Annotated in this window: 18 protein-coding genes and 2 tRNA genes; 14 read left to right on the top strand and 6 right to left on the bottom strand. The window is 45.9% G+C overall.

What is annotated here, in order from left to right; all coding sequences use genetic code 11:
• The first annotated feature begins 421 nt into the window (after window positions 1–421).
• A tRNA-Arg gene (locus ACLGGO_RS23860) sits at window positions 422–494 on the top strand.
• Between the two features lie 169 nt (window positions 495–663).
• Here the strand turns inward: ACLGGO_RS23860 and ACLGGO_RS23855 are convergent.
• Together ACLGGO_RS23855 and ACLGGO_RS23850 are read right to left on the bottom strand one after the other, a co-directional pair.
• On the bottom strand, window positions 664–1,626 hold the full coding sequence (locus tag ACLGGO_RS23855; RefSeq protein ID WP_446421150.1) for an alpha/beta fold hydrolase: 963 nt from the start codon (window positions 1,624–1,626) through the stop codon (window positions 664–666).
• A gap of 86 nt (window positions 1,627–1,712) precedes the next feature.
• Window positions 1,713–2,438, bottom strand: coding sequence for a hypothetical protein (locus tag ACLGGO_RS23850; protein WP_446335109.1), 726 nt, complete (start codon window positions 2,436–2,438; stop codon window positions 1,713–1,715).
• A gap of 745 nt (window positions 2,439–3,183) precedes the next feature.
• Here ACLGGO_RS23850 and ACLGGO_RS23845 point away from each other — a divergent pair.
• The 7 genes from ACLGGO_RS23845 to ACLGGO_RS23815 all read left to right on the top strand — a co-directional run bounded on the left by ACLGGO_RS23845 (window position 3,184) and on the right by ACLGGO_RS23815 (window position 9,146).
• Window positions 3,184–3,720 (top strand): GNAT family N-acetyltransferase, encoded by a 537-nt coding sequence (locus tag ACLGGO_RS23845; protein WP_446335108.1) that lies wholly within the window; start codon window positions 3,184–3,186, stop codon window positions 3,718–3,720.
• Window positions 3,721–3,779: 59 nt separating this feature from the next.
• Window positions 3,780–3,853: transfer RNA gene (locus ACLGGO_RS23840), tRNA-Pro, on the top strand.
• Window positions 3,854–4,487: 634 nt separating this feature from the next.
• Window positions 4,488–5,279: a Tic22 family protein gene (locus ACLGGO_RS23835; protein WP_446335107.1), complete on the top strand. Its 792-nt coding sequence runs from the start codon at window positions 4,488–4,490 to the stop codon at window positions 5,277–5,279.
• 148 nt (window positions 5,280–5,427) lie between these two features.
• Window positions 5,428–6,165 (top strand): Tic22 family protein, encoded by a 738-nt coding sequence (locus ACLGGO_RS23830; protein ID WP_446335106.1) that lies wholly within the window; start codon window positions 5,428–5,430, stop codon window positions 6,163–6,165.
• A gap of 130 nt (window positions 6,166–6,295) precedes the next feature.
• Complete coding sequence (gene prmC, locus ACLGGO_RS23825) at window positions 6,296–7,141, top strand: peptide chain release factor N(5)-glutamine methyltransferase (protein WP_446421152.1); 846 nt, start codon at window positions 6,296–6,298, stop codon at window positions 7,139–7,141.
• A gap of 236 nt (window positions 7,142–7,377) precedes the next feature.
• Entirely contained in the window at window positions 7,378–7,995 is a 618-nt protein-coding gene (locus tag ACLGGO_RS23820; RefSeq protein ID WP_446421149.1) for an L-threonylcarbamoyladenylate synthase, read from the top strand.
• Between the two features lie 146 nt (window positions 7,996–8,141).
• Window positions 8,142–9,146: a sensor histidine kinase gene (locus ACLGGO_RS23815; protein ID WP_446421148.1), complete on the top strand. Its 1,005-nt coding sequence runs from the start codon at window positions 8,142–8,144 to the stop codon at window positions 9,144–9,146.
• Here the strand turns inward: ACLGGO_RS23815 and ACLGGO_RS23810 are convergent.
• On the bottom strand, window positions 9,091–9,561 hold the full coding sequence (locus ACLGGO_RS23810; protein WP_446421147.1) for a GNAT family N-acetyltransferase: 471 nt from the start codon (window positions 9,559–9,561) through the stop codon (window positions 9,091–9,093). The genes ACLGGO_RS23815 and ACLGGO_RS23810 overlap by 56 nt on opposite strands.
• Window positions 9,562–10,614: 1,053 nt before the next feature.
• Between ACLGGO_RS23810 and ACLGGO_RS23805 the strand changes: the two genes are divergently transcribed.
• Window positions 10,615–12,063: an amino acid permease gene (locus ACLGGO_RS23805; RefSeq protein WP_446335102.1), complete on the top strand. Its 1,449-nt coding sequence runs from the start codon at window positions 10,615–10,617 to the stop codon at window positions 12,061–12,063.
• 604 nt (window positions 12,064–12,667) lie between these two features.
• On the top strand, window positions 12,668–16,723 hold the full coding sequence (locus ACLGGO_RS23800; protein WP_446421146.1) for an amino acid adenylation domain-containing protein: 4,056 nt from the start codon (window positions 12,668–12,670) through the stop codon (window positions 16,721–16,723).
• A gap of 93 nt (window positions 16,724–16,816) precedes the next feature.
• Here the strand turns inward: ACLGGO_RS23800 and ACLGGO_RS23795 are convergent, their stop codons facing one another.
• Complete coding sequence (locus ACLGGO_RS23795) at window positions 16,817–20,644, bottom strand: N-6 DNA methylase (RefSeq protein ID WP_446421145.1); 3,828 nt, start codon at window positions 20,642–20,644, stop codon at window positions 16,817–16,819.
• Between the two features lie 332 nt (window positions 20,645–20,976).
• Here ACLGGO_RS23795 and ndhC point away from each other — a divergent pair, with 332 nt between their 5' ends.
• From ndhC to ACLGGO_RS23780, 3 genes are read left to right on the top strand one after another with little or no spacing between them, the layout of a single operon-like run.
• Window positions 20,977–21,339 carry a photosynthetic/respiratory NAD(P)H-quinone oxidoreductase subunit C gene (gene ndhC, locus ACLGGO_RS23790; protein WP_446335100.1) on the top strand — a complete coding sequence of 121 codons (363 nt, stop codon included), beginning with the start codon at window positions 20,977–20,979 and terminating at the stop codon, window positions 21,337–21,339.
• On the top strand, window positions 21,336–22,079 hold the full coding sequence (locus ACLGGO_RS23785) for an NADH dehydrogenase subunit K (protein WP_446366325.1): 744 nt from the start codon (window positions 21,336–21,338) through the stop codon (window positions 22,077–22,079). Before ndhC ends, ACLGGO_RS23785 begins: the two co-directional genes overlap by 4 nt.
• Window positions 22,072–22,605, top strand: a complete 534-nt coding sequence (locus ACLGGO_RS23780; protein WP_446357735.1) for an NAD(P)H-quinone oxidoreductase subunit J — start codon at window positions 22,072–22,074, stop codon at window positions 22,603–22,605. Before ACLGGO_RS23785 ends, ACLGGO_RS23780 begins: the two co-directional genes overlap by 8 nt.
• A gap of 401 nt (window positions 22,606–23,006) precedes the next feature.
• On the opposite strand, the gene ACLGGO_RS23775 is transcribed toward ACLGGO_RS23780, so the two are convergent.
• Together ACLGGO_RS23775 and ACLGGO_RS23770 are read right to left on the bottom strand one after the other, a co-directional pair.
• A complete protein-coding gene (locus ACLGGO_RS23775; RefSeq protein WP_446335097.1) occupies window positions 23,007–23,192 on the bottom strand; it encodes a hypothetical protein in 186 nt (61 codons plus the stop codon).
• A gap of 141 nt (window positions 23,193–23,333) precedes the next feature.
• Window positions 23,334–23,594 carry a hypothetical protein gene (locus tag ACLGGO_RS23770; RefSeq protein ID WP_446335096.1) on the bottom strand — a complete coding sequence of 87 codons (261 nt, stop codon included), beginning with the start codon at window positions 23,592–23,594 and terminating at the stop codon, window positions 23,334–23,336.
• Between the two features lie 353 nt (window positions 23,595–23,947).
• Between ACLGGO_RS23770 and ACLGGO_RS23765 the strand changes: the two genes are divergently transcribed.
• Window positions 23,948–24,499, top strand: a complete 552-nt coding sequence (locus ACLGGO_RS23765) for a DUF2854 domain-containing protein (RefSeq protein WP_446335095.1) — start codon at window positions 23,948–23,950, stop codon at window positions 24,497–24,499.
• Window positions 24,500–24,632: the final 133 nt, after the last annotated feature.

The following is a 24,632-nucleotide window of genomic DNA, read 5'->3' as shown; positions in this document are numbered from 1 at the left end:
ATTGCCGCAAGGATAGATAATTGTAAGGTGTGTCGCGGAACTAAGAATCCCCGCACTTATAGGGCGGGGAGTGTCAACAAACGAGTCCTGATAATAGGCAAGTTAGTACTGAACCTGTATTAGGTCGCCCTAGGGATTACAAAGCATACACACAAGTTCTTTTTCACAAAGAAGAGGGGAATGTGCATCTATCTAAAGGGAGAATATTCGGGAAAGTCAAAAGGGAAAGCGGCTTGAGGTAACATTCGCTACCTATATCTCCCTTTTAAGTCGCTCTAGAGCCTACACCATACTGTACTCAGTTGGTGTAGGAGTATGTCACTGAAGGAAGCATCAATTACCCAGATTGCCATTTTTCCCAAATCGAAGTTATAATATGATTTGTGCCAGTGTGTTTCTTTCTGAACGCCGCTGCACAAAAGGGCGCGTAGCTCAGTGGATAGAGCACCAGATTCCGGTTCTGGGTGTCGGGGGTTCAAATCCCTCCGTGCTCGTTTATCAAAAAGTGGGGGATTGGGGGAGCTATAAAACTCCCTGTGTAATCTTCGATTCACGGGGGGAGGATGTCACAGTGGGTACGTCAGGACTTACGCATTGACAGAAAGACAAACATGTGCAGTAGGGCAAGTGGTAGAAATATTCTGTTGGCAGAACGAGCTTTGATTACGAGAAACTCAAAGACTCAGCCAAAATTCTCCGAATTTGAGCATCCACAATATCAGGTTGTTCCACCATTGCCAGATGACCACAATTAGAAATTTCAATCACATTGGCACCCCCATTTTGAAAAAGCTTATGGAAGCTAGCCAGATGGCGCACATATTTTGGTGCCATTATCGTATCATTCGCACCCGCCAAAAAATAAACAGGCTGCTGAAGCTGTGATACCACCTGAGGCAAACGGTGAACCTCAGCCTCGGTTGTCGAATCCAACAGACTTCTCAGTGCCGCTTCTGGGTGAGCCACAACGAAATCAATGACCCGTTGCCGTCCCCAACGCCGTGCCAGAGGACGCGCCACTTGTGCCCGTGTAAACAGTACATCAATCAAGGGCAGATAACACAACCACTGAGGGCGGCGTTTGACCAACTGCTTACCCACATTCCGAAATCGTTCAAACTCTTCTTTTAAATAAATGCCGCCCCCCGCATTCAGACAAATCACCCCTTTGACCCGTTCTGATGCCACTGAGGCTCCCCACAAGGCGATACTGCCACCCAGAGAGTGACCAATAAGCCAAGCGTTATCGATTGCCAGCTTTTCCAATAGAATACCCAAATCCCTGGCATAAGCAGCAAGGGTATAGTTACTGGTCGATAAACCAGTGGCGCTAACGTCTGCCGATGTTAATGTGGCATTATCGTTCTCACCCGCCCCGCCAGAAGTAGTAGCCCTAAAAGCCGATTCGGTTTGTGGTGTTTTATCAGTTGGGGATTGAGAATCACCAAATCCCCGCAAATCATAGACTAAACATTGATAATCAGCATCTAATCGGTCAATCAGTGGTTGCCAATAGTTACGACTTAACAGCCAGCCGTGGATAAAAACCAAAACTGGGGATGAGGATGCCTTGGGAGGCGTTAATTCGTAGGCGTGGGTAGCCCCAAGAATCTCAATCGTTGCCATACATCCATCCTATCCGAGAATTGGCACAGGTGGTCAAGGGTGTGGAGTGTAGGGGTGTAGGGGAAAGAGTTTATCCCACTCAAAACTCAAAACCGACGCCCTAATAATCGCTGTCGGACACTTTCGGCAATTTTTTGACCCAAATATTCGGGAATCAAGTTTTCATTGGGACCGAGCAAGTAGAGAATGAGGCGGGTACGTCCACGCCAGACAAGTAAGTTAGCGTTGACGACGAGTAAGTCTTCTTGCCAAACAGCATACATTACCTTATAAAACAATCCTGGCTGGTTATCGGCTTCAATTAACAGGGCGGGTAGATGAAATACTGGGTCTACATAGAACTCAGTTTCTACTTGTTCTAAGCCAGCATCCAGATTAAATTCCACTGCTAGCATTTCTTCAACTTCAAAACGTCCTGCCAGCGCCTCCCGAATGGCACGGCAGACGTTATCGGCGGTTTTGGGGGTCAAAGCTTTGCTACCACGGGATACCACTAGCTTGATGAACACCAGCATGGGGGGACTGATTTGACCATGAAGACTCAGGCTGTGAATTGTCAATCCATAGGCAGCTAAAACCCCAAAAATATCACTGAGGAGAAAAGACTGGTTGCGGTAGGCAAAATGTAGGGCGCTTTTCGAGCCTTCGGGTTTGATCTCAATGACGACGCGCCGAGTTTTGTAGAGTTTATAAGCTAGCCGAAGGTTTTGCAATTGGATCTCACTACTGACAAACTGCTCGTAAAATTCCGGAAACGCCCGGTTGAAGCGCTTTAGCAGTTCTAGTGTTGATGATTTCAGACCCGCAGCCATAAGTAGGGGGAAAAGGCGTTCGCTTTGGTAAAAAGCTTTTGGGATAGACCAGCAAGCTCAGCCTCAAGGCAAAAACCTGCCGTATCTGGTTAATCTCTCACAAATTCGGCACAATAGCCTCAGTCTAGCTAAAGAAAGTCTTGCCCTGAGTCACAATTTGCCACTGAGCCGTAGAAATAAAGTGGCATCGTTGAAGGACGGCACTAGCCAAACATGCTGGGAACTGGGGGTTAGGATAAGCTCTAGTTAGAAGCTTTGGGGTACTGTGACCCTAAGCGCCAGGGGTTATAAGGTCATAACGGTGATAGGAGCATCTCAATCCAATTGTGGTACGATAAGCGTGTCAGTTGAAAGTTGTCCTACCAAAAGTCAAGAAAAAACTTATGCATGACAACTAACTTCTCCGACACTTTATGTGATAAAGTTGAACAAGTGGAACGTTTCCACTTGTTGTATGGCTTGGCTATTCCATTGGTCAAAACCTCTACAAGTTGTTGTTACGACTCAACCCATGTAGCTTCTTGTAGATGGAATAGACAAAACGACAAAGCATACTGGTTGAGCAGTTTTTGTCGTGTGGCGGGATTCTATGGTACCCGTAAGTCCTTAAAGTTCAAAACGTCAAACTTTTGAATAACCATCAAGTTACCCAGCAAGTTACCCAGCTAGATATGTCTAGTTGTAAGTAGCTGAGAATAAGTTTTATGTAACGAATACCAGTATAAAATGCTATAGCCACACCGGCATGGGTTTTTGGAAGAGCTTTTTTGGCAGTGCTGACACTGCTTCTACATCGACGAAATTGGAAGGGGATGCCGTTTCAAATCTAAGCGAGTCTCCAGGCTCTGGCGATCGCGCTGATAATGAGCGTATCCTTTTTAGTACGGAGCGAGAACTCGATCTGTATGAGTTAGAGGAGCTTTGCGACGCCGTGGGTTGGTCACGACGACCCATGCGGAAAGTTCGCAAAGCAATTCAACACAGTTTCCTGGTGGTGTCTATGTGGCAGCAGCGAGGGAACACTAGGCGTCTGATTGGCTTTGCCCGGGCTACGTCCGACCATGCCTTTAATGCCACAATTTGGGATGTGGTGGTTCACCCCGAATTCCAAGGCAAGGGACTGGGTAAGGCGTTAATGAAGTACACAATCAAGAAACTTCGCAGTGAAGATATCAGTAATATCACTCTCTTTGCTGATCCCCAGGTGGTCAATTTTTATCGGCAAATGGGATTTATGTCCGATCCCGAAGGGATCAAAGGGATGTTCTGGTATCCAGACTAATTTTTGTGCGGTGGAGACTAGGCAAATTGGACGCTAGGGTATACTATCAAGATAGGCATCGGGATGTAGCGCAGCTTGGTAGCGCGCCTGCTTTGGGAGCAGGATGTCGCAGGTTCAAATCCTGTCATCCCGATTTTTTAATAACAAAAGGGTGGCGTGGAAGTCTATGGACTTCAGTTAGGGTGGAAGGAAACGCCCCCTGTTCACAGCTGATGGTTAATGGTTCATGGTGCATAAACCTCTCGCCGTGAGCGATTTAGCTGGTTTGGGGTTGAAGAAATAAGTTAAAGACCCCGTCTTTTAAGCAGGGGATGAGCTTACCTAAATTTTTTGACGAGTGCTGATTCTTTTATACTATAATCCTTTGGGGAAGAGGAGTTAAGACCCGCCATTTTTTGTTAATTTGAAATAATAACATTAACCCAAATCTTAAACAAGTGGAACTCTGTGGGATTGAACATAGTCAATTTTGTTAACTCAGATACGACTGGGAATGCTCAGGAATACATGACTCAACTCTCGTCACTCAACAACCGCACTTGACCACTAAGTAGTACAAGCGGTTCATGGAACCCTCGCCACTTTTGCGGGAGGTCAATCGTAACTATCGTAATTATCGATAGTGCTAGGAAAACAACCTAGCTCAGGATGGATAGACTCTACATGAAGGTTTCAACGGATTTATGAGAGAGATGTCATCATTAACTGAGAGCGGTATCCTAGTTTTGATGAGGTAGCTATACTGGAACTCAAGAGGCAATTGTTTTATGAAATCATTAGTTCGCTGGAGTGCAACATTAGGTTTAGTGGGGACGACCCTCCTAGGCTCCTTGTTTGGTGGAAATATGCGGGCGCTGGCTTTGACTGAACAGCAGGTGATTGAAAAGCTGAGAACTGTGCCAGTTTTTATGATTGCTCGCGCAGATGGTATACCTCTTCATCGGTGTGTTGCTCCAGATACAGGTCAGCCGATAGGTTGTGACGCTCAAAACAGCGTTGTAGTTACTCCTTTTTTTCTAAGTCCACAAGATGCTCAGGTTCTTCTAAATGAACTAAAAACTCAGCAACCAGAGGCGGGAAGCAATCTTCAGATTGTCCCGAGATCATTAGGATTTGTTTATCAACGGTTAGAGGAAGCAAATCAAGACCAACAGCAACGCCTAGTCGTTGATTTAGAGCCAAGACAGCAACAAGTGAATTCAGCAATAAATTTGCTCCAACAGGAGGGTCAGCAAATCCAACAATTTAATGGTGTTCCTCTGTTTTTTGCGGTAGCTACAGTAGGTGAAGATCAAGTATATCTACCTGGTCAAAATGGAAATCAGGAAGTTATTCCTTTTTTCTTTGATAAAGATCAATTACAAAGAAATCTCGATCAGTTAATAGCCGAAAAACCTGAAGCAGCCTCTCAGATTGAGATTAAGGTGATTACTTTAGAGGGTCTAATTAGCGAACTAAAAAACAGCGATGATCCCGTTCTAGAAAAGTTTTTCTTGGAACCATCACCAGAAGCTATACAATTTTTACAATCGCGCCCATCGTCCCGCCCCTCTAACTAATTTAATTTGAGGTGACTTAAAGGAGGTCTGAATGTCCAGGATTAGAAAGGGTTCTGTATCCATGATTCAAAATGAATGAAAAAGTTGCTCCTCAAAAAACAGGAGTGTTCTCGGTGTGAAAATTAGGGTCAAAATTGAGGTAATTCAAATGAAATTATTGATGGGTTGGAGTAAAAAAATAGGCTTGGTTAGTACGGCTTTGCTGGGTTCCCTGTTTATAGGAAATCTGAGTGTAGAGGCTTTGACCGAACAGCAGATTCTTCAAAAGTTAGGAACTGTGCCAGTGTTTACAATTACCAATGAACAAGGAGCATTAATAACTCTATCGATTGCCCAAGACGAAAATCAAAGAATACCAGTAGCCGGTGCATTTATTAGTGGGCAAGATGCTCAGGCTTTCATTGAGCAGCGGATCAAGAAGAATAACCCTGAATTAGGTAATACAGCTCAAGTAGCCGTAGTAACAATAGCAGATATTTACAAGCTGGAGCAGGGTCAAAATAATCCAGAAGGTGTAGATTTTGTCGTCGTACCTGTTCAGCAGCAGGTAGAATCAGCAATAAATCTGCTGCGTCAAAGAGGACAGCAAGTAGAGCAATTTCCTGACGTTCCCCTGTTTTATGCTACGGCTGGAGAAAATCCGGCATATCTAACCACTCAACAAAATGGTCAGCCGATAATTCCTCTCTTTTTTGATAAGGATCAATTACAGCAGCAAGTTGAGCGTTACAAACAAGGCAATCCTGAGATCGCATCTACAGTGAAGATTCAGGTTTTGAGTTTAGGACGCTTAATTGAAGCTTGGAAAACCCAAGACGCTCCAGAACTCAACCGATTTGAACTCTTACCATCTCCAGAAACGATAGAATTTTTACAACGTCGATAAGGTACGAACAACCCATGAGCATAAGGATTTGAAGTTTATCAATTCTGAGAAAGATAATTTACTGATTCAACAATTTTCAGTTCTTGTGGTATCGGGTCAAGATCTGTGGCTGTGGCGACAAGATGCCCGAATGTCTGCGGGAGAGGCGGGTATCCCTGTGGCTGAAGTAGATTGGTTACTTCAAGAGGTAGCAGGACTTGACCCCCTATCACTGCGCCTAGAGTCTTTTAAGACGCGATCGCACATCGAATTACGCTATCCGCTGTCAGTCCTGGCTCAACTCTGGCAGCGGCGTCTTGATGACCGCTTGCCTGTACAGTATTTAGTGGGGATCACTCCTTGGCGGCATTTTTCGCTGAATGTGTCCCCTGCTGTTTTAATTCCTCGACCGGAAACGGAATATTTAATCGATTTGGCGGTAAGCGCGACGGGGAAGAGTCCCACACCCCAACTTGACTCGGGACAGTGGGCAGATTTAGGCACAGGCAGCGGCGCGATCGCGTTAGGATTAGCTGAGGCGTTTCGGAGTGCGACGATTCACGCCGTTGATTACAGTACCGATGCCCTCGCTATTGCCCAACTGAATGCTCAACAGTTAGGATTTGAGTCAAGAATTCAATTTTATCAAGGGTCGTGGTTTTCCCCCTTGGCAGCACTCAAAGGTCAATTGAGTGGTATAGTATCCAATCCTCCCTATATTCCCACAGATGAACTACAACAGTTACAGCCAGAAGTACGGGATCACGAACCCCTTATGGCACTTGACGGGGGAATTGATGGTCTAGACTGCATTCGACACCTGATTAATACTTCTCCCGATTACCTGCGTCCTGGGGGCGTTTGGATGATAGAAATGATGGCAGGACAAAGTAATACGATTGCCCAGTTATTGCATCAACAGGGCAGTTATGGTCAGATTCAGATAATTCCAGATTTAGCTGGAATTGACCGTTTTGCTTTGGCGTATCGGCAATAATAAGTGATAAGTTATAAGTCAAACGAATGATATCATATTCTGTCAAACACCCTTAATAAAGATAGCTTTGACAGGATCGCAATTAGAGGCAATCGTTAAAACATAATATGACAAATGACGTAGCTTGCTTCTCGCTCCCTTGAGTATGACAAATGACAAATTTTGACTTTTGCCTTAATTTCTAGCAAAATATTAAATATTCCCCTGAAGCTATCAGAGTATTATCTAACCTCAACATGACTCATGTGTTCATGTCTGCCCTAGTGGCTGGCGCTAATTCTGGTCAGATCGTAAGCTTTCCCACCGACACGATACCCGCTCTGGCTGTACGACCGGATTATGCAGAATTGATATTTACGCTCAAGCAGCGAAGCAATAACAAGCCCTTAATTTTAATGGGAGCATTTCCTGCATCACTTTGGTCTTATGTCAAGGGGACAGACGCCGAATTAGAGATTTGGCAGCAAGTGGCGCAGAAATATTGGCCCGGAGCGCTAACATTAGTCCTGCCCGCTTCGGATAAAGTTACAGGGGCGATGAACCCCACAGATCCGACTACGATTGGCTTGCGGGTTCCCAACTCTAGAGTGGCGATCGCGATTTTGTCGCAGACGGCTCCTTTAGCCACGACAAGCGCCAACATTTCCGGGAAACCTCCCTTACATACAATGTCAGAAATTGAGGCAGAGTTTCCGGAGGTGTTGACCCTTCATCCCACGGAATCCACAGAACTAGAAGAGCCTCACTCCAATACCCAAGGCGTACCTTCCACAGTGGTGAAATGGACAGGAGACAGTTGGCAAATTTTGCGCCAAGGTGCTGTCTCATTCAACTGTTCAGTGTCTAAGGGATGATGACGATGAGGAAAACGGGCTATGCTTGAGCTGTAGGCGGGTATGGCAAGAATCAAAAGTAAAATTCGTTAGTCCACTACCCCACCCAAATTACAGATTGTGGATGGGGACTCCTGCCAAGATTACGTTGAAGAGTTGGAAAAAATATGGGCAACATGGAGCTGATCTATCTGGTAGTGGGTATTGTCATGGGACTCGTTGTCAGCCGCGCTACTCGTTCCAGCAAACAGCCAGACGGTTCAACGGTATCAGAATCGCCAATGTCAAAACCGGAGGAATCCCAGCCAGCCAAGGCGGAACCCGTGAAGGAGGATGAACTTGAACCCCTGAAGCAGGAACTCCAGCAAACCCAATTGGCTTACCAAATGGCGCATGAAATAAGCCAGTATAAAGCTGGGTTCTTAGCGCGGACATCCCACGAACTGCGATCTCCCCTGAGTAGTTTAATGGGGATGCATCAGCTCATTTTGTCCGATTTATGTGACTCACCGGAAGAAGTTAAGGAATTCGTGGCTCAAGCCCATATCTCGGCGCAGAAGATGGTAAAACTTTTAGATGAGGTGATTGCCGTGGCAAAAACGGAACACGGTACTAATCGTCCAGAGACTCGCCCCCTGCAATTGAGCCAATGCTTTGAAGAACTCGAAGTCCTCACCCACATGCAAGCGGGGAATCGGAATCTGCGGCTGAAAGTGATTTCCCCTGACCCAGAGATAGAAATATTAGCTGATCCCCGGCGTTTTCGTCAGGTATTAATGGGAATGGTGGACAGCATCATTGCCCAAATGGAAGAAGGGAGTATTCATGTTTGTGTGGCAAATTCTGACCACTCCCAGATGGTTAATATCTGTGTTGATGTGGACTGTCCCCACGCGATTTTGAGTGAAGCCATTGATTTACTCTCTTGTGAATCTGAATCGGAGACTCAAACAAGTGAGAGTGACACAACCTCATCAACAACGTCACCTGGAATGACTTGGTTGATGGTGCAAACCTTGGTGAACGTGATGCAGGGACGCTTAGAACTGCTACCCATTCCTGGTAAGGAACCAACCGACGATTCAGCCACAGACACTTGTATCCGGTTACAATGTTCTATGCCTCTAGCAACTCCGGAGATGATCGAGCGGGTGTTGGCAGAGCACTCATGAGCGGTTGATTGTATAGCAGCATTGTGGTTGTCGAGTTACATTCAAATCCAATGCGTTCGTAGAAGCGTTGTTGATGAGTGGTCATTAAATAAACTCGCTCAACCCGACACATTTTAGGGTGAGTGAGGACAGTTTCGACGAGCTTGCGTCCCAAACCAACGCCGCGATAGTCGGGGTGAATGACGACATCCCAAATCGTGGCGCGGTAAATCCCATCGGAGGTGGCGCGAGCAAATCCAATCAGGCGTTGGTCATCCCATAAGGTAATTACAGGTTCACTATTCGCGATCGCGATTTTCCAGTCCTCAATGCTGCGATCCTTTGCCCAGAAAGCGCCGAGGCGAAACAGAGCCTGGAGTTGGACATAATCGATTTGAGCGGCGCGATCGCAAAATTGAATAGTACGGCAATCCATTTTTCCCTAAACTCCTTGGGTTTTGGTTGTCAAAGGTTATCTCACGCTTGTTGCAAATGTCTCGATGTTTTCAGTTGAAGATTTACCCCATCTAGCTTTGGTTAACTTGGGGGAAAATCTTCAGATTTTAGTTGGTTTGTAGACTACTCACCTGAGTATTGATCGGTTTCAGGATTAGGGTTAATTGCCTCTGAACTCAGGTGGGGTAATTGATTTTCAGTCGTATTGTGAGTTGACGATTTTATTTCTGTCACCAAAAATTGTAGCGTTTCTAACAATAAATGCAAGAGAGGAAAGGTTTTTTTTGTTAGGAAATTATAACATTTGGATCAAGAACATTTGGAGCAAGCTAGCATAGTTGTTGCCCGGTGTCAAATAGTTGTCAGCTTAACCCATTGTTCTGAGGTTCCTAAATCCTTCCCCCGCAGCAAAAAACTGGGATCACGCCCTTCCTTCCCTATCCCACTCCATCGCCCGCGCCAGTAAGCGTGTATGCACCTGCAAATGCTCCCGATCTGTATCTAGCGCCCTGACTAATTCACTGAAATTTGCATAAAAATCCCCGCCATTCTTTTTAAAATCAATCTACTGAACGCTTGCCAGAATTGGGTGGAGTTGATCCGTTGGCACGTCCCGATAAAGCTGCATGTGTATTTTATATAAAGATTAAGATCACCTAGAATCTTTTGTCATACAAATGACGAGCCAAGTGCGTGATTAGTGTAATACACGTTGAGCTGTTTGGCAAGTATAATAGCGCTATATCAGCAATTAAACTAACTTAGCGGTCAATCCGGATCTGTATTACGATCTGCTGAATGATGGAATGATGCTGTCAAAGAACTAGATGCTACTCGCTTCTCTCCAAGCAAGCTACAGGGTTCTTTGCAATCAACAATTAACAAGGAACGGGCGGCGTTCGTTTTTTCTCTCATTCGGGGAAAAAGATAGCAGGAAACGCCGTCCAATCTTGTGAACTTAAACAACCCAAGGTTTGAGCTGAATGAAGAATTATTGGGGTGCAAGGTAAACAGTTGAATATAAGGTTTATCTATGCAACACTCTCAAGGTATTGCTGTTTACGAAACAGTAAATAATGGCTATCTCAGACGCCGACAATTGAAAGGAAATGCCGGGGGTTTACTCTTATGGGGTTTAGGGGTTGGCGCTGTTATCTCAGGTGATTTCTATGGTTGGAACTATGGTTTAGCCTCCGGAGGATTCTGGGGGTTTAGTATTGCCGCTTTCTTAATGGCAATCATGTATCTCTGTTTGGTCTATAGCAGCGCCGAACTCTCAGCCGCCCTCCCCTATGCTGGCGGATTCTACTCGTTCACACGCTATGCCCTCGGTCCTTTTTGGGGGTTTATTTGTGGGATTACCGTCACCATTGAATATGTCCTCGCCAATGCGGCGCTGGTTTTCAGTTTAAGCAACTACCTCAAGCCCTTATTACCCAATCTGCCCAGCTTTTTTATCTGGGTGTTTGCCTACGCTATTTTCTTGGCGATTAACATCCGAGGCTTTGAACTGAGTGTGACAGTCTGTCTTTGGCTAACTATCATCGCGATGACGGTATTAGCCATCTTCTATGTAAGTATGCTGGTATCGGGTGAATTTAGTTTTAGCCTACTGTTTAATATTCCGGCTGAACCGGAACAGTCACAAACCTGGTTACCGAAAGGCTGGTTTGGGGTGTTTGGCGCGATTCCCTTTGCGATATGGTTATATCTGGCGATTGAACAACTACCCATGACGGCTGAGGAAACTGATGATGTGCCTCGGGATATGCCAACGGGAATGATTTCTGGCATGTTTACTCTGATTATTCTGTCAATTTTCACCGTGGTGATTAACTCCGGTGTTGGCGGGGGCGCGGCGGCGATTGCTCAATCCGATGCTCCCCTACGAGATGGGTTAGAGGCTTATTTTGGCGCAGGCGCTACCAGTACCATTGTCACAGCACTCGCACTGATTTGTGGTTTAATTGCCAGTCTCCACGGTAATATGTTTGCCTACGGACGGATTATTTTCTCCCTATCCCGTGCTGGGTACTTACCCCGTTGGCTATCGGTTACGAGTAAAACGAATACCCCCCATCGGGCATTAATTGTGGGGGCGACGATTGGATTTCTCTGTGTGCTACTGGTGAATATCGGTATTGAAGCCGTAGATGCCGTGATTTTGAATATGGCTGTGTTTGGGGCATTAATTTCCTATATTTTGGTCATGGTTAGCTACATGAAGCTCAAAGGGAATCCTAATTTACCCAAACCCTACGAAAGTCCATTGGGAACGGCGGGAGCATTTGTGGGTTTGGCTTTAGCCACATTTGCCCTAGTTGCTTGTGTTTCCATACCTAATTACCGAGGCGGTGTTTGGGGGATTGGCGTAGCGCTGATTTTAGCAAGTGTCTACTTTTTAGTGTTCCGGAGTAATCGACTGGTGGCTCAAGCGCCAGAAGAAACGGCGGCGCTAGGGTTAACTTGGTATCAGGAGTAGGGGAGATAGGGGAGTCGGGGCGGGTTTACAGCAGATTTGGTGGTTGATGAGGTACACCCTCAAGCAAGATCCCCGACTTCGTAGGAGTTGTCGGGGATCTGTCTGTGTACCTCGCTATTTTAAAGACTCCGTAAAGTTCCCATCATCTTGTTGCTCAGATCGGGGAATTGGAATACTATACGAAAAGAGAAAATACAAGTCATACGCTTGTATTACAGGCGACAAAAGCCGACAAACTCAATCGTGACAGATACTTTACCCCTCTTGTATCGCTATGACCGAATAAATTGATGATTTTCTGAGACTGTAATCGAGGAACATTAAATCGTTTATGTCATGCCCTAGTGATGGATGAGTGTTATCCACCCCCTTGAGAAGCAAAGACCAGAAATTAAAATTCAGATAGCGGTTTAGCAATAATTAAAAAAATATTGCTCAAGCGAAATATTGAATTTAAGTGAGACAATTGGAGTAAATAGGTGACAGTAAAAAAATGCTCTTTGTATCAGAGAAGAATAGCGAATGGCTAGCTTACTTGTGAATTGAACATCACCGAATTCAACCAAAAACAACGACCACGCTAAACCTGTTCCAAGGGGAAATCATGATGAATCGTTTCTATAAATCATCATTAGAAGTTGCTCAACTTGACGGTATTCCGGATACAAACAGAAAACGTGAATTAAAGCAGCGACTTGAACAGTTAAATCAAACCCAAACCCACTATCCCGCAGCTCAATGTATTCATCAGCTCATTGAACAAGGAGAGCGTCGCACGCCTAACAAAATCGCGATTCGGTTTGAGGGTCAAACCCTAACCTACCGGGAACTGAACCACCGCGCTAATCAGGTTGCTCACTACTTACAAACGCTACAGGTTAAACCAGAGGTACTGGTAGGGATATGTATGGAGCGATCGCTGGATATGGTGATTGGTCTATTGGGGATTCTCAAAGCTGGGGGCGCTTATGTCCCCCTTGATCCCGCCTATCCCCAAGAACGCTTAGCGTTGATGATTGAAGATTCCCAAGTCACCGTTCTCGTCACCGAACAAGAACAACTGACCCGGTTACCGAAAACCCAAGCAAGAATAGTGTGCCTGGATAGAGATCAACAGGCAATTACTAAACATAGTCAGGAGAACTTAGACAGTGGCGTCACACCTGACAATCTAGCCTACACAATCTACACCTCCGGCTCAACCGGTAAACCCAAAGGCGTACAAGTTTTGCATCGTGGGGTGGTAAATTTCCTCACCTCAATGAGTATCGCACCCGGACTCACCCCAGATGACACCCTGCTGGCTGTAACCACCATCTGCTTCGATATTGCTGCATTGGAACTGTATTTACCCTTAATCGTTGGCGCTGATATTGTGTTAGTGACGCCAGATGTAGCTGCAGATGCTGCTCAGTTAATCCCAGTTTTGCAAGAATCCGGTGCTACTGTCATGCAAGCCACCCCCGCCACTTGGCGGATGTTGTTAGCCGCAGGTTGGCAGGGAAATCCCCAGCTTAAAGTTCTCTGTGGTGGAGAACCCATGTCCCGCGAGTTGGCGCGTCAACTCCTAGAACGGAGTGGTTCCCTGTGGAATATGTACGGACCGACAGAAACCACAATCTGGTCAGCGGTGCATAAGGTGGAATCGGCGGAAAAATCAATACCCATTGGTCGCCCCATTGCCAATACCCAAATTTATCTGGCTCATCCTGAGCAAAACTCATCTGACCCGATTAAATTTGTACCTCTGGAAGAACCAGGAGAATTACTGATTGGTGGGGTGGGTTTAGCACGAGGGTATCTCAACCGACCTGACCTAACCGATGAACGATTTATTCCCGATCCCTTTAGTCGAGAACCGGATGCCCGTCTCTATCGCACGGGAGACTTAGCCCGGTACTTACCCGATGGGACTCTCGAATGTTTAGGTCGCCTGGATCATCAGGTAAAAATTCGTGGCTTCCGGATTGAACTCGGCGATATTGAATCTGCCCTCTATCAACATGCGGGTATCCGAGACGCGGTGGTTGTCGCCCGTGATGACAGTTCTGGCGAAAAACGGTTGGTTGCCTATCTCGTCAGTGACTTGAATGTCGAACATATCCCCCTGCAAACGACGTGCTGGGTAGCGTACCAAGGGAATCCAGAAATTGAATTAACCACCAGCGATTTCTCTTGCGATCGCATCACCTTAATCAATGGAACCACCCCTTGGCAAAACGGTCAATCCTTGACGCTGCGTTGTCAATTTCCCGGCGTCCCCGATGAACTTAAACTCACCGGAACCATCGCCACAAAATCCCAGGAACGGATAGAAGTAAGACTCGACACCACACCGACCCAACAGGCGCTTTTACGTCAGAGTATCAAACACATTGCCCAAACCCAGGGATTGGTGGTTCATGACTTACGCCGCCAAGAACCTCGAATACCCCTAAATATTAATTGTCTGGCGGAATTGGAGTCCGGGGAAAAAGTCCGGGTGATGACGCAAAATATCAGCCATGAGGGGATTTGCTTAAAGGTATCAACTTCTGAACTCTGGCAAACGGATCAACGCCTATTGCTACGATTACAATTGCCCGGAGTCGAAACCCCGCTATGGCTACAAGGAATCATTGTTTGGCATGTTGAAGACTATGTTGGCGTCAAGTTTGACACCACACCCAGCCAGAAGGCGAAACTCCATCGCAGTCTGGGAAATCTGCGGACAGAACCGCGCATTCCACTCCAGATTAATTGCCTTGCTGAATTTGAGTCGGGTCAACAAGTGGGAGTAACGACGCAAAACTTCAGCCGCAATGGGATTAGCTTAAAAGCACTGACCCCAACGTTTTGGCAAAACAACCAACCCATACTATTACGGGTGCAACTGCCAGGGGTGCAAAATCCCTTGTGGCTGCATGGCACTGTCGCTTGGCATGTTGAGGAAAACGCCGGGGTGATTTTTGAGACCACGCCCACCCAGCAGGAGCAAATCCATCAGAGCATTGAGCATATTATTAAAACTCAAGGATTATCTCTGGCGCAGTTGCGATCATTCTTGAGTGATAAGCTACCGGCTTATATGGTTCCCTCTACCTTTGTGCTACTGGATAGTCTGCCCCTAACACCCAACCGAAAAGTTGATCGCAAGGCGTTACCTGACCCTAACCAGGCGCAACAAGTTTCCCAGGATACCTTCGTCGCACCGCGCACACCCGTTGAACAGGAGTTAGCACAAATCTGGGCAAAAGTATTGGATGTTGAGCGTGTGGGTGTTTATGACAACTTCTTTGAACTGGGGGGACATTCGCTGCTGACGGCGCAACTGTTGTCTCAGGTGCGAGAACTGTTTCAGGTAGAGTTACCGTTGTTTGCTCTATTTGAAGCGCCTACAGTGGCGGAACTGGCTCAAACCATTACCGCAAAGACTCACGATGATCCGTCTCAACCTGACCAAGGGGATGGGACAACGGTTACAGGTAAAATTGCGGTCACGGATTTAGCCAACGACGCAGTTTTGGATGGGACGATTTATCCAGAAAAGCCTTATCGTCAGCCGGACACTGCACCGGAAAAGATTTTGATTACAGGTGCGTCAGGTTTTCTGGGCGCATTTTTATTGCAGGAATTACTCCAGCACACTAATGCTACAGTCTATTGCTTAGTGCGTGCTAAAACCTTAGAGGCTGCTCAGCAAAAGATTGCGGCGAACTTCAACCGCTATTTACTCTCACCCGATAAGCTGGAGTCGCGGGTTGTCCCTGTGTTGGGTGATTTAGCTCAACCTCGGTTGGGACTGTCGGAGTCGCAGTACAAAGCGTTAACCAGCGAGATTGACACCATCTATCACAATGGGGCGTTTGTCAATTTAATTTATCCTTACAGCGCCTTGCGAGCCGCCAATGTTCTGGGAACTCAAGAGATTCTCAAATTAGCCAGCAAAACCAAGGTTAAACCCGTTCACTTCGTCTCGACGCTGGATGTGTTTCAATCTCCGCGCTATGCTCAAATGTCGGTAATTTTAGAACAGGATAGCTTAGAGTCAGGGGAGGAATTATCTGACGGTTATGCCCAGAGTAAATGGGTGGGTGAGAAGTTGGTCAAACAAGCCCACGCACGGGGAATTCCGGCTTCGATTTACCGACCGGGTATGATTACGGGACATAGCCAAACTGGGGCGTCTCAACCGGGGGATCTGATTGACCGATTAATTAGAGGGTTGATTCAATTGGGGAGTGCGCCGGAGTTAGAGTTAAATCTCAGCTTGACTCCTGTAGACTATGTGTCCCAATCCATCGTCCATCTGTCCCAGCAGCCAGATTTATGGGGTCAAGCGTTTCACTTGGTCAGTCCGGAGATGGTGTCCTTAGAGCAACTGGTGGACGAAATCCGCGCGATCGGTCATCCTCTAAAGTGGATCGACTATTCCACCTGGCAAGACCAGCTCGTCCAGGTTGCCAGTTCCCAGCCTGACAATGTCTTGAGTCCGTTGGTGTTCCTGTTTACTCAATGGGTGGGTGAAAACCAGCGTCCCTATCTGGAAACAGCGGCTTTAGTCTCTCAGGCGTTTGACTCCCAGAATACTTTATCCGGCTTAGCCGGAACGAATATTGTCTGCCCGCCAGTCAATAGCCAGGTAATTCAAGCTTACCTTGCCTACAACCAGTTGGTGTGAACCATTGTTGGGTGATAACCAGATACCCAACTTCCTTTTCAATGGGTGCAGTCGTTGATGGAATCGTAGGAGGGAGATCGCCCTCCTACTTTGTTATTCTTCCTCTGGTTCAGACTCCTTTTCAGTTGTATCCGTTGCCTCAGCTTCCTCATCAGTTTTTGCTCCACTCTCCAAGATGCGCTGTCGGTCTGCTGGATCGGTGATGCCGTATAGATTCAGAACTTTTTCGTCAATTTCTGCGTCAATTTGGTCAACTTCATCCAGTAGGGTTTGAATGGTTTGGCGTTTTTGGTCTTCCAAAGCAAAGAAAGCGTTGAGGTCACTTTCTTCTTCTGGAATCTGTGCTTGGTTTTTGATCTCATCCCAGGTTTTCCCCTGCCATTGAGGAGCTTTAAGGTAGACCAACAGATAGCGCCGGATGTTGTCATCTGGGACTTCAAACCAAAGTTTATTGTTACGCAATACTAGACTGGTTGGATATTGGGGTGGAATAAAAACATTACTGCTGATGGTTTCTTGCAGGTTGCACTTTTCGGGAATGCTAAACAACTGTGCGGCTCTGGTATCAAAGAAATTCAGCGTTGAAAAGTTGGGGTTTTGCTGTTGAATTTCGCTCAAGAGGCGATCATAGGGAATTTCGATCAGGGTGTTACCGTCCCGTTGGCGCTTAATGACATAACCCTGTTCTCGCAGTTGGTTTAGTTGGGCGTTTTTGACGAGGATGAGATCGACCAGTTCAATAAATTCTGCTTGTGTGTCAGCATCTGCCGGATAGATGGGTAGCTGGCGAATAGTATCAGGGTTGATATTAACATTAAAGTATGTTCTGGAATACCAATAATTCAATAATGAAGAGTTGAAAAGCGCCAAGATAAACTTCAGATCGTAGCGTGAATCTTCAGCGTCAATAACGTTATTATAGTTATCTCGATTGTAAAAACCTGTATCATCAAATGTTGCTACTAGCCTCCTTCTTAGTGATTTATTCCTTAAACGCACAAGGATGATTTTAGGAGAATCAAAATATTTTTCCTCCCGCGCACGCCAAAGCCACTCACCATATTTTAAGTAAGGCTGTGTTTTTCCCCAGCGTAATCCATAGCGTCCAACACATCCGCTGCCGTCAAGCAGGGGCTTCCAATCAGGTTCATTTTGTGGTAAATCTCTCCGAGGTTTTACATACAAGTTAGCCTGACTATTGGCTTTCGTTTTATATACGATAATTCCTTGATTAATCTCCGTGATATCTTCGAGCCGTAAGATTTTCGTTAAAGTCGTATTTCCATTTATGGGCATTCGGCAAGCTTCTTCAACTTGCTGCATAAGAGCGTTATAACGAATTTTTATCTCAAATCTAGAATCATCTAACCAGCTTTCTTGTAGATGTGTAAGCGTTTCATTCCACCTTCTTTCTGTAAGTTTATCTAGAGTATCTTTAAAATCTAATAAATTAACTTGTACTTTTTGAGCTTTTCGATGTGCTTCGTTATCTTCTTGGCTCAAAAATAGAAGCAAACAATCTACAGTAGCATCAGACCAAATTCCTTGATGTAAATCTACTATTTGCTCAATTCGTCCCCCCTGGAGTAGCTCCCTACGTAAAGCTGTAGTATTTTTACCTGTCAAATAAGTATTTGGAGTGATGAAACCAAGCCTACCATTTTTTGCCAGTAGTTCAATTCCAAGCTTTAGGAAAAAGGTGTAAGAATCAGGTTTGCCAAAGAAAATATCAGCATAATCAGCCCGAAGAATATCTTTGTAGGCATCACCCAGCTTTGCCCCATAGGGTGGATTGGCAACTACAAACGCAAATCCATTGGCATAAGGTGTATTAGGAGAACGGCTTTTAATCTGGTCTACTTGGTCGCTTTCCTCTGCAATCAGCGTATTAAACAACGCAAAGCGATAAGTTCCAGCAGGACGAGCCAAGGCATCTACATTGTAAATATGAAAACGTTTGATTGGTTGATGCTGCTGCTTTTCATGTGCCAGTTTTACCAGATCCAACACTTGAATCAACAAGTTGACCTCTGCTAGATAACAAGCAAAAGGATTCAGATCAAAACCAAACAAATTGGCTTGTACCCGTTCCAAAACAGTAACTGGATCATCAATCTGATCCGCATTATTCTTGTAAGCCGATACTAACCGTTTGGCTGCCGCCACCAAAAACGAACCACTCCCACACGTCGGATCTATCAAGCGTTTGTTCTTGCCAATAATTCCCGCACCCGATATATATCCCACTTCATCCAAAATGTAATTCACAATTTCGGGAGGTGTGTAATACTGCCCTTTTTCCTTCTTCTCTTTGCGGCTGACATAGGTGTTATATACCGTCCCTACAATGTCCGAATCTACCCCAGCAAAGTTAAAGCGGCTGAGTTGGTACAGTGTCATAATCAACTGTTGCTCATTCAACTGATACCAGTTAAACAGTTCCCGTCCAGTAAAAAAGTGAGCATAAATATTTTGGGCGTTGTTATACGCCATATCCAGCAACGGACTGTAAGGATTGCCTGTCGCAAAGATCCAATACCGTTTAATCGTTTCCTGCCATTGCTTCATCCCCCCATCTGACACAAACCGATGGGCAACCCGATCCTCGCCCTGAAAAATCTCCTTGTCCTCGCAAACTCGAATTAACAGCAGCCTGATAAACACCACATACGCCGCCTGCAATGCAAACTCATCTCGTCGTTGGTCTTCACTCAATCCACCAAGCATGGTTTCTTGCACCAAAGCCGTCCAAACCGTGTAATCATCAAATACACGAATATTTGCTTGATAGGTTTGGCGCAGGGTTGCCTGTCGCTGATGCCAACCAAAGACCATATTGGCATAGGAAACTAGCACATCATGGAGTGGTGTATAATCCTTTTCTAAAGAAGATGGAGTTTTTGGCGGTTTGGCTTTATCCGCGTGTTTACGCTTAAATGCCTGATTTAGCACCCCAAGCACCTGATTGAACAACTCCTTGGGGCTAATAAATGCCCTGGCATCCTGTTCGAGCCGAATCAGCATTTCTTGAATGGTTGCCTGTTCCTCTGTACTCAAACCTACCAAGCTTTGAATACTCGTTAGACCAGATAACACCCGTTCCCGCAACTGTTGAATCTGTTGTGTCGCTGATTCAATAGCATCATCCGTCAGTCGATTGGCTTTATTCAGGTATTCATCATGTAAGGTTAGGTGATGATTCAGAGATCGCCGCGCATCCCCCTTAAGCTCCTCCACCAACGACTGCAACGACTCCACCAAAATCGGCTCATTTCCACCACCATTGCCAAGCGGTAACGCCCGTTGCTGCCATTCCTCCAGATCGATAGCCAGTTCATCCTTTAACCGCTCCAGACTGGTAAATGCTACCTTACGGAACAAATCAAATACATCCCGTAATGCTCTTGTCGTATTATCAGAAAGGTTTGCGACTCCTCCCTGGTTCCATTCCTGAATTGCAGTGGGAAGATCCAAATCAACAATGCATCTAGGCTGATTTGGATTGGAAAATTCCCAAACCATAAACTGTCTAGCATTTGTCAGCCATCCGAACCGCAACCCACGTATATAACCCCGTAACTGCGATAGATTACTGTTCGGATCATTCAGATCCAGGGTCAGCGTCAGCGATGTATTTTTGTCCTCCACAATAAAACAAGTGCCGTACACCGGATCGCTTGGAGCAAAATCAGGACGACTACTTTGTTTCTGCTGGTTATAAGCTTGCTCCCCTGGTGCAAAACCCAGTAACTCAAGCAAAGGACTGATAATAGCGTTGTCAACAATAGAGGCTTCATCTCCTCGGCGTTGAGCATCTGGGCGATTTATGTAGCTCAAGAAATCAGCTTCTTTTTTGAAGCTCTTTTGGAATATCCCAAAAAAGGCGTGTAGGAACTCGTCAAACATCGGTAGCTCAGTCATAGCTTGTCAATTATAACCAGGTAAGCCTACACTGTCGAAGTGTTTGCCGAAGTGCCAACCAAACAGGCGATCACGCTGTAATCGTTTGATTCTCAAGATCGGGTACAGTCTCCCCATTGTCGAACTTGCCCACATACAGCCCCTGAGTAACCCTCTTTTTTCCTAAGTGACACAAGAGGGTTAATCTATACATACCATAAACGCGATCGCGGAAATCTCATCGTCTCGGAAAAACTTGACCCACTTCAATTTGCAGAAAACCAACGACCCTTATAATGGATAAGAGAATGTAAAGAAGTAATAACGACAAGATTTAGGGACACTTACCCATTGTGTTTGTTCTTAGCGGCTACGAATATTTTTTAGGGTTCTTACTGGCAAGCAGTTTAGTCCCCGTCCTAGCACTGGCAGCCTCTAAGCTGCTGCGACCCAACATCCGTGACCCCGAACGCCGGACGACTTATGAATCTGGCATGGAACCGATTGGGGGCGCTTGGATTCAGTTCAATATCCGGTACTATATGTTTGCCCTGGTCTTCGTGATTTTCGATGTAGAGACCGTATTTCTCTATCCCTGGGCAGTCGCCTTCAATCAGCTAGGACTACTGGCGTTTATCGAAGCACTCATCTTTATTGCAATTCTTGTCGTTGCTCTCGTTTACGCTTGGCGCAAAGGAGCTTTAGAATGGTCATGAATACAGATACAACAAACGCTGCTTCCCAACAGCAGCAACAAAAAGAGAAAATCCTCAATCCCATTAGTCGTCCTCAGGTCACGCAAGACCTCTCAGAAAACGTCATTTTGACGACAGTAGACGACCTGTACAACTGGGCTAGGCTTTCCAGCCTGTGGCCCATGATGTATGGCACAGCCTGCTGTTTTATTGAGTTTGCCGCGATGATTGGCTCTCGGTTTGACTTTGACCGATTTGGATTAGTGCCGCGTTCTAGTCCCCGACAATCGGATTTGATTATTACCGCTGGCACAATCACGATGAAAATGGCACCAGCGATGGTGCGTCTGTATGAGCAAATGCCAGAACCTAAATATGTGATTGCGATGGGGGCTTGTACGATTACCGGGGGGATGTTCAGCGTCGATTCGCCAACAACTGTGCGTGGTGTCGATAAGTTGATTCCCGTGGATGTTTATATTCCCGGCTGTCCACCCCGTCCAGAAGCAATCATGGATGCGATTATTAAACTTCGCAAAAAGGTGGCGAATGAGTCTATGCAGGAACGGGCAAACCTGAGTCAAACCCACCGCTATTACAGCACCACTCATAGCATGAAAGTTGTACCAGAAGTGCTTACGGGTAAGTATTTGCTGTCTGAAACTCGTCAAACTCCGCCCCAGGAGTTAACCGAAGCGATGGGAATGCCTGTGCCACCTGCGCTGAAGTCTGCTCAACAGCAGGAGGTGAATCGTGGCTGAAGAATCAAAAGAACAGACACAAGAGAATACTGAAGAATCCCCACTGGTAGAGACGGGAAAAGTCCACGGCTGGCTCCAGGAAAACGGTTTTGAAACCGAGTTAATGGAACCAGACCACCTGGGAATTGAGGTGATTAAGGTACATCGGTCGGTATTGATTCCCGTTGCCACCGCTTTGTATGCTTATGGGTTTAACTACCTGCAATGTCAAGGTGGCTATGATGTCGGTCCTGGGGAAGAGTTGGTCAGTTTCTACCATTTGACTAAGGTTAGTGATGATGCTGAGCAACCTGAAGAAGTCAGGGTGAAGGTATTTCTACCGCGAGAAAATCCCACGGTGTCATCAGTCTATTGGATTTGGAAGAGTGCTGACTGGCAAGAGCGGGAAACCTACGATATGTTTGGCATTGTCTATGAAGGACACCCCAACCTGAAGCGGATTTTGATGCCGGAAGATTGGGTGGGTTGGCCCCTGCGGAAGGATTATATCTCGCCCGACTTCTATGAATTGCAGGATGCTTATTAATTTAGGTAAACTCTGGGATGCTCATCAAGAAAGTGGGGCTCTTGCGTTCGCCTCACTATAAAATGCGAATCCCGTTCTGAGAGGAGAAGCCCACCCCGTACCGCCTAAGCAGTCGGCGTCGGGAGTATGTCAATCAACTGCCCACATTAACTCTACGGGTATAGTGTGGGCGTGGGGCGGGTAGCTGAAACTATAAGCCCTGTTGACCGGAATTAATGGGATTAGGCTCCCCGTTCTTCTAAGGCGGAGAGTGTCAACCACTTATCTCATTCATTTGGGCAAAAGAAAGTAGTGCGAGCATCTTGCTCGCGTCTTTCTACTGGGACAAAAACCTTACCCTTTTACCCTTCTACCCCTTCCCCACTATACACAACCGATGCTACCGAACTTGATAGTATTGCTTAAGGATTACCGATAGATTCAGGAAATGTTCGCTTAAATTCATCAATCAGTTCGTCAAGTTCTTCTAGGGCTTGATTGACATCGATTCTGAGAATCCCTAAATTAGGTTGCTCCAAAAGTTGGACGAGAAACTGTCGCTTACTCTCAATTACGGTTATGCGTTCTCGCATAGCTTGTGAATCCATAATTAGTATCCTTTGTTTCCTTTGATGTCTACCTGAATGATATCGTAACAGACATTTTCTCGCCGTTCACTTGTTTTTTCCTCTTCGCTTCGCTAAAGGGCAAGCTTTTTAATTCCCAGGTAACGGTACTAGACTGGTGTGCTAGCTGAGGAAAGGGGGGCGCTTGGATTTAGGCGGTTTATTTTTTATCACTTCGGCAATAAATCGCTTTAATGCCTTTTCGCGATTTTTCATAAACGCTGACCAAAAGCCGGGATAAAATTCATCCATGGTTTTTGCTAACGCCCAAACATCAACAGCTAGAATGTTATTAAGGGTTTCATCCTCGCGTTTTAACGAATCAAGCTGATCGAGAAAACGGTGTTTTTTTGAGGATGCTTGTTGCTTTTTTTCTTGAATCATTTTAAAAAAAGATAACAACCGATTCAATCAAACTGGTCGTATAAAAACTGTTTACCTACTATGCTACAGAGAATACTAGACTATCCGCTGGTCTCCCCCATGGAACAAAAAGCGAAGCATCCTCTGGCTTCCCCCTTTTGAAGGGGGACGGGAGGGGGATCTCCCAAGGGGGACGGAAGGGAGATAGAGGGGGATCAAAAAGCGGAACTATGGGTGATCAGTCTATCCTTTGCAGTATTGAGAGCGAATTTGCCTAGTATAACGAAGACAAGACGATGTTGACTCTATGATTACAGCGCGGGACTTCCCACCGTTTAAGCTAAAGTGATTGTTGTGTAGATAGTTGAATTAAGATGTTACGCAAAATTTCCTTGGGAACGGTAGGACTGTGGGTTGGGGGAGTACTTACCATCATCGGCTTTGTGGCTTATGCCACCGAGAACGCTACCTTAAATTTAGTAGGATTTTTCTACGGCGTCCCCATCTTACTGGGTGGTTTTGCCCTGAAAGCTGCCGAACTCAAGCCTGTACCCTTAAGTCAACCCACACCACCGGACGTGTTACAACAGCGACAGCAGACGGCTACTCCCATTCAAAACCAAATTCGCCAAGATGTGATGCGTTATCGTTACGGTCAAGACGCTCACCTGGATAGCTCCCTGGAAAGTTTGGGTCTGTCTCCTAGCGATGAGGAACGCCCTGTCCTCAATAGTTTACGAGAAACTATAGTGGATGGCGCTTACACTTTAGTACTGGAATTTTACTCGCCACTGATTCCTTTTGAAACATGGGAACAAAAGCGGGAAAAGATTGAGAAGTTTTTCGGTCCGAATATCCGAGTTGAATTGAGCCAATCTGAGGAAGACCAGGTTGATGTGGCGTTGATTGCGGCATCCCAAACCTGATTAAATTGAGACTATTAGGTAGGAAAGTGGGGAGATGGTGTGCTGTGTAGTTTGTAGGTGGGCTTGAGCGAAGACAGCGCAACTACGAACCAACCCAGCCACCTCCACTTTCTTGCAGATTCTTTCAATGAGT

Origin of the sequence: Coleofasciculus sp., assembly GCF_046565525.1 — a bacterium.
GTDB lineage: Bacteria > Cyanobacteriota > Cyanobacteriia > Cyanobacteriales > Coleofasciculaceae > Coleofasciculus.
This window is presented reverse-complemented; position numbering and strand designations above follow the sequence as displayed.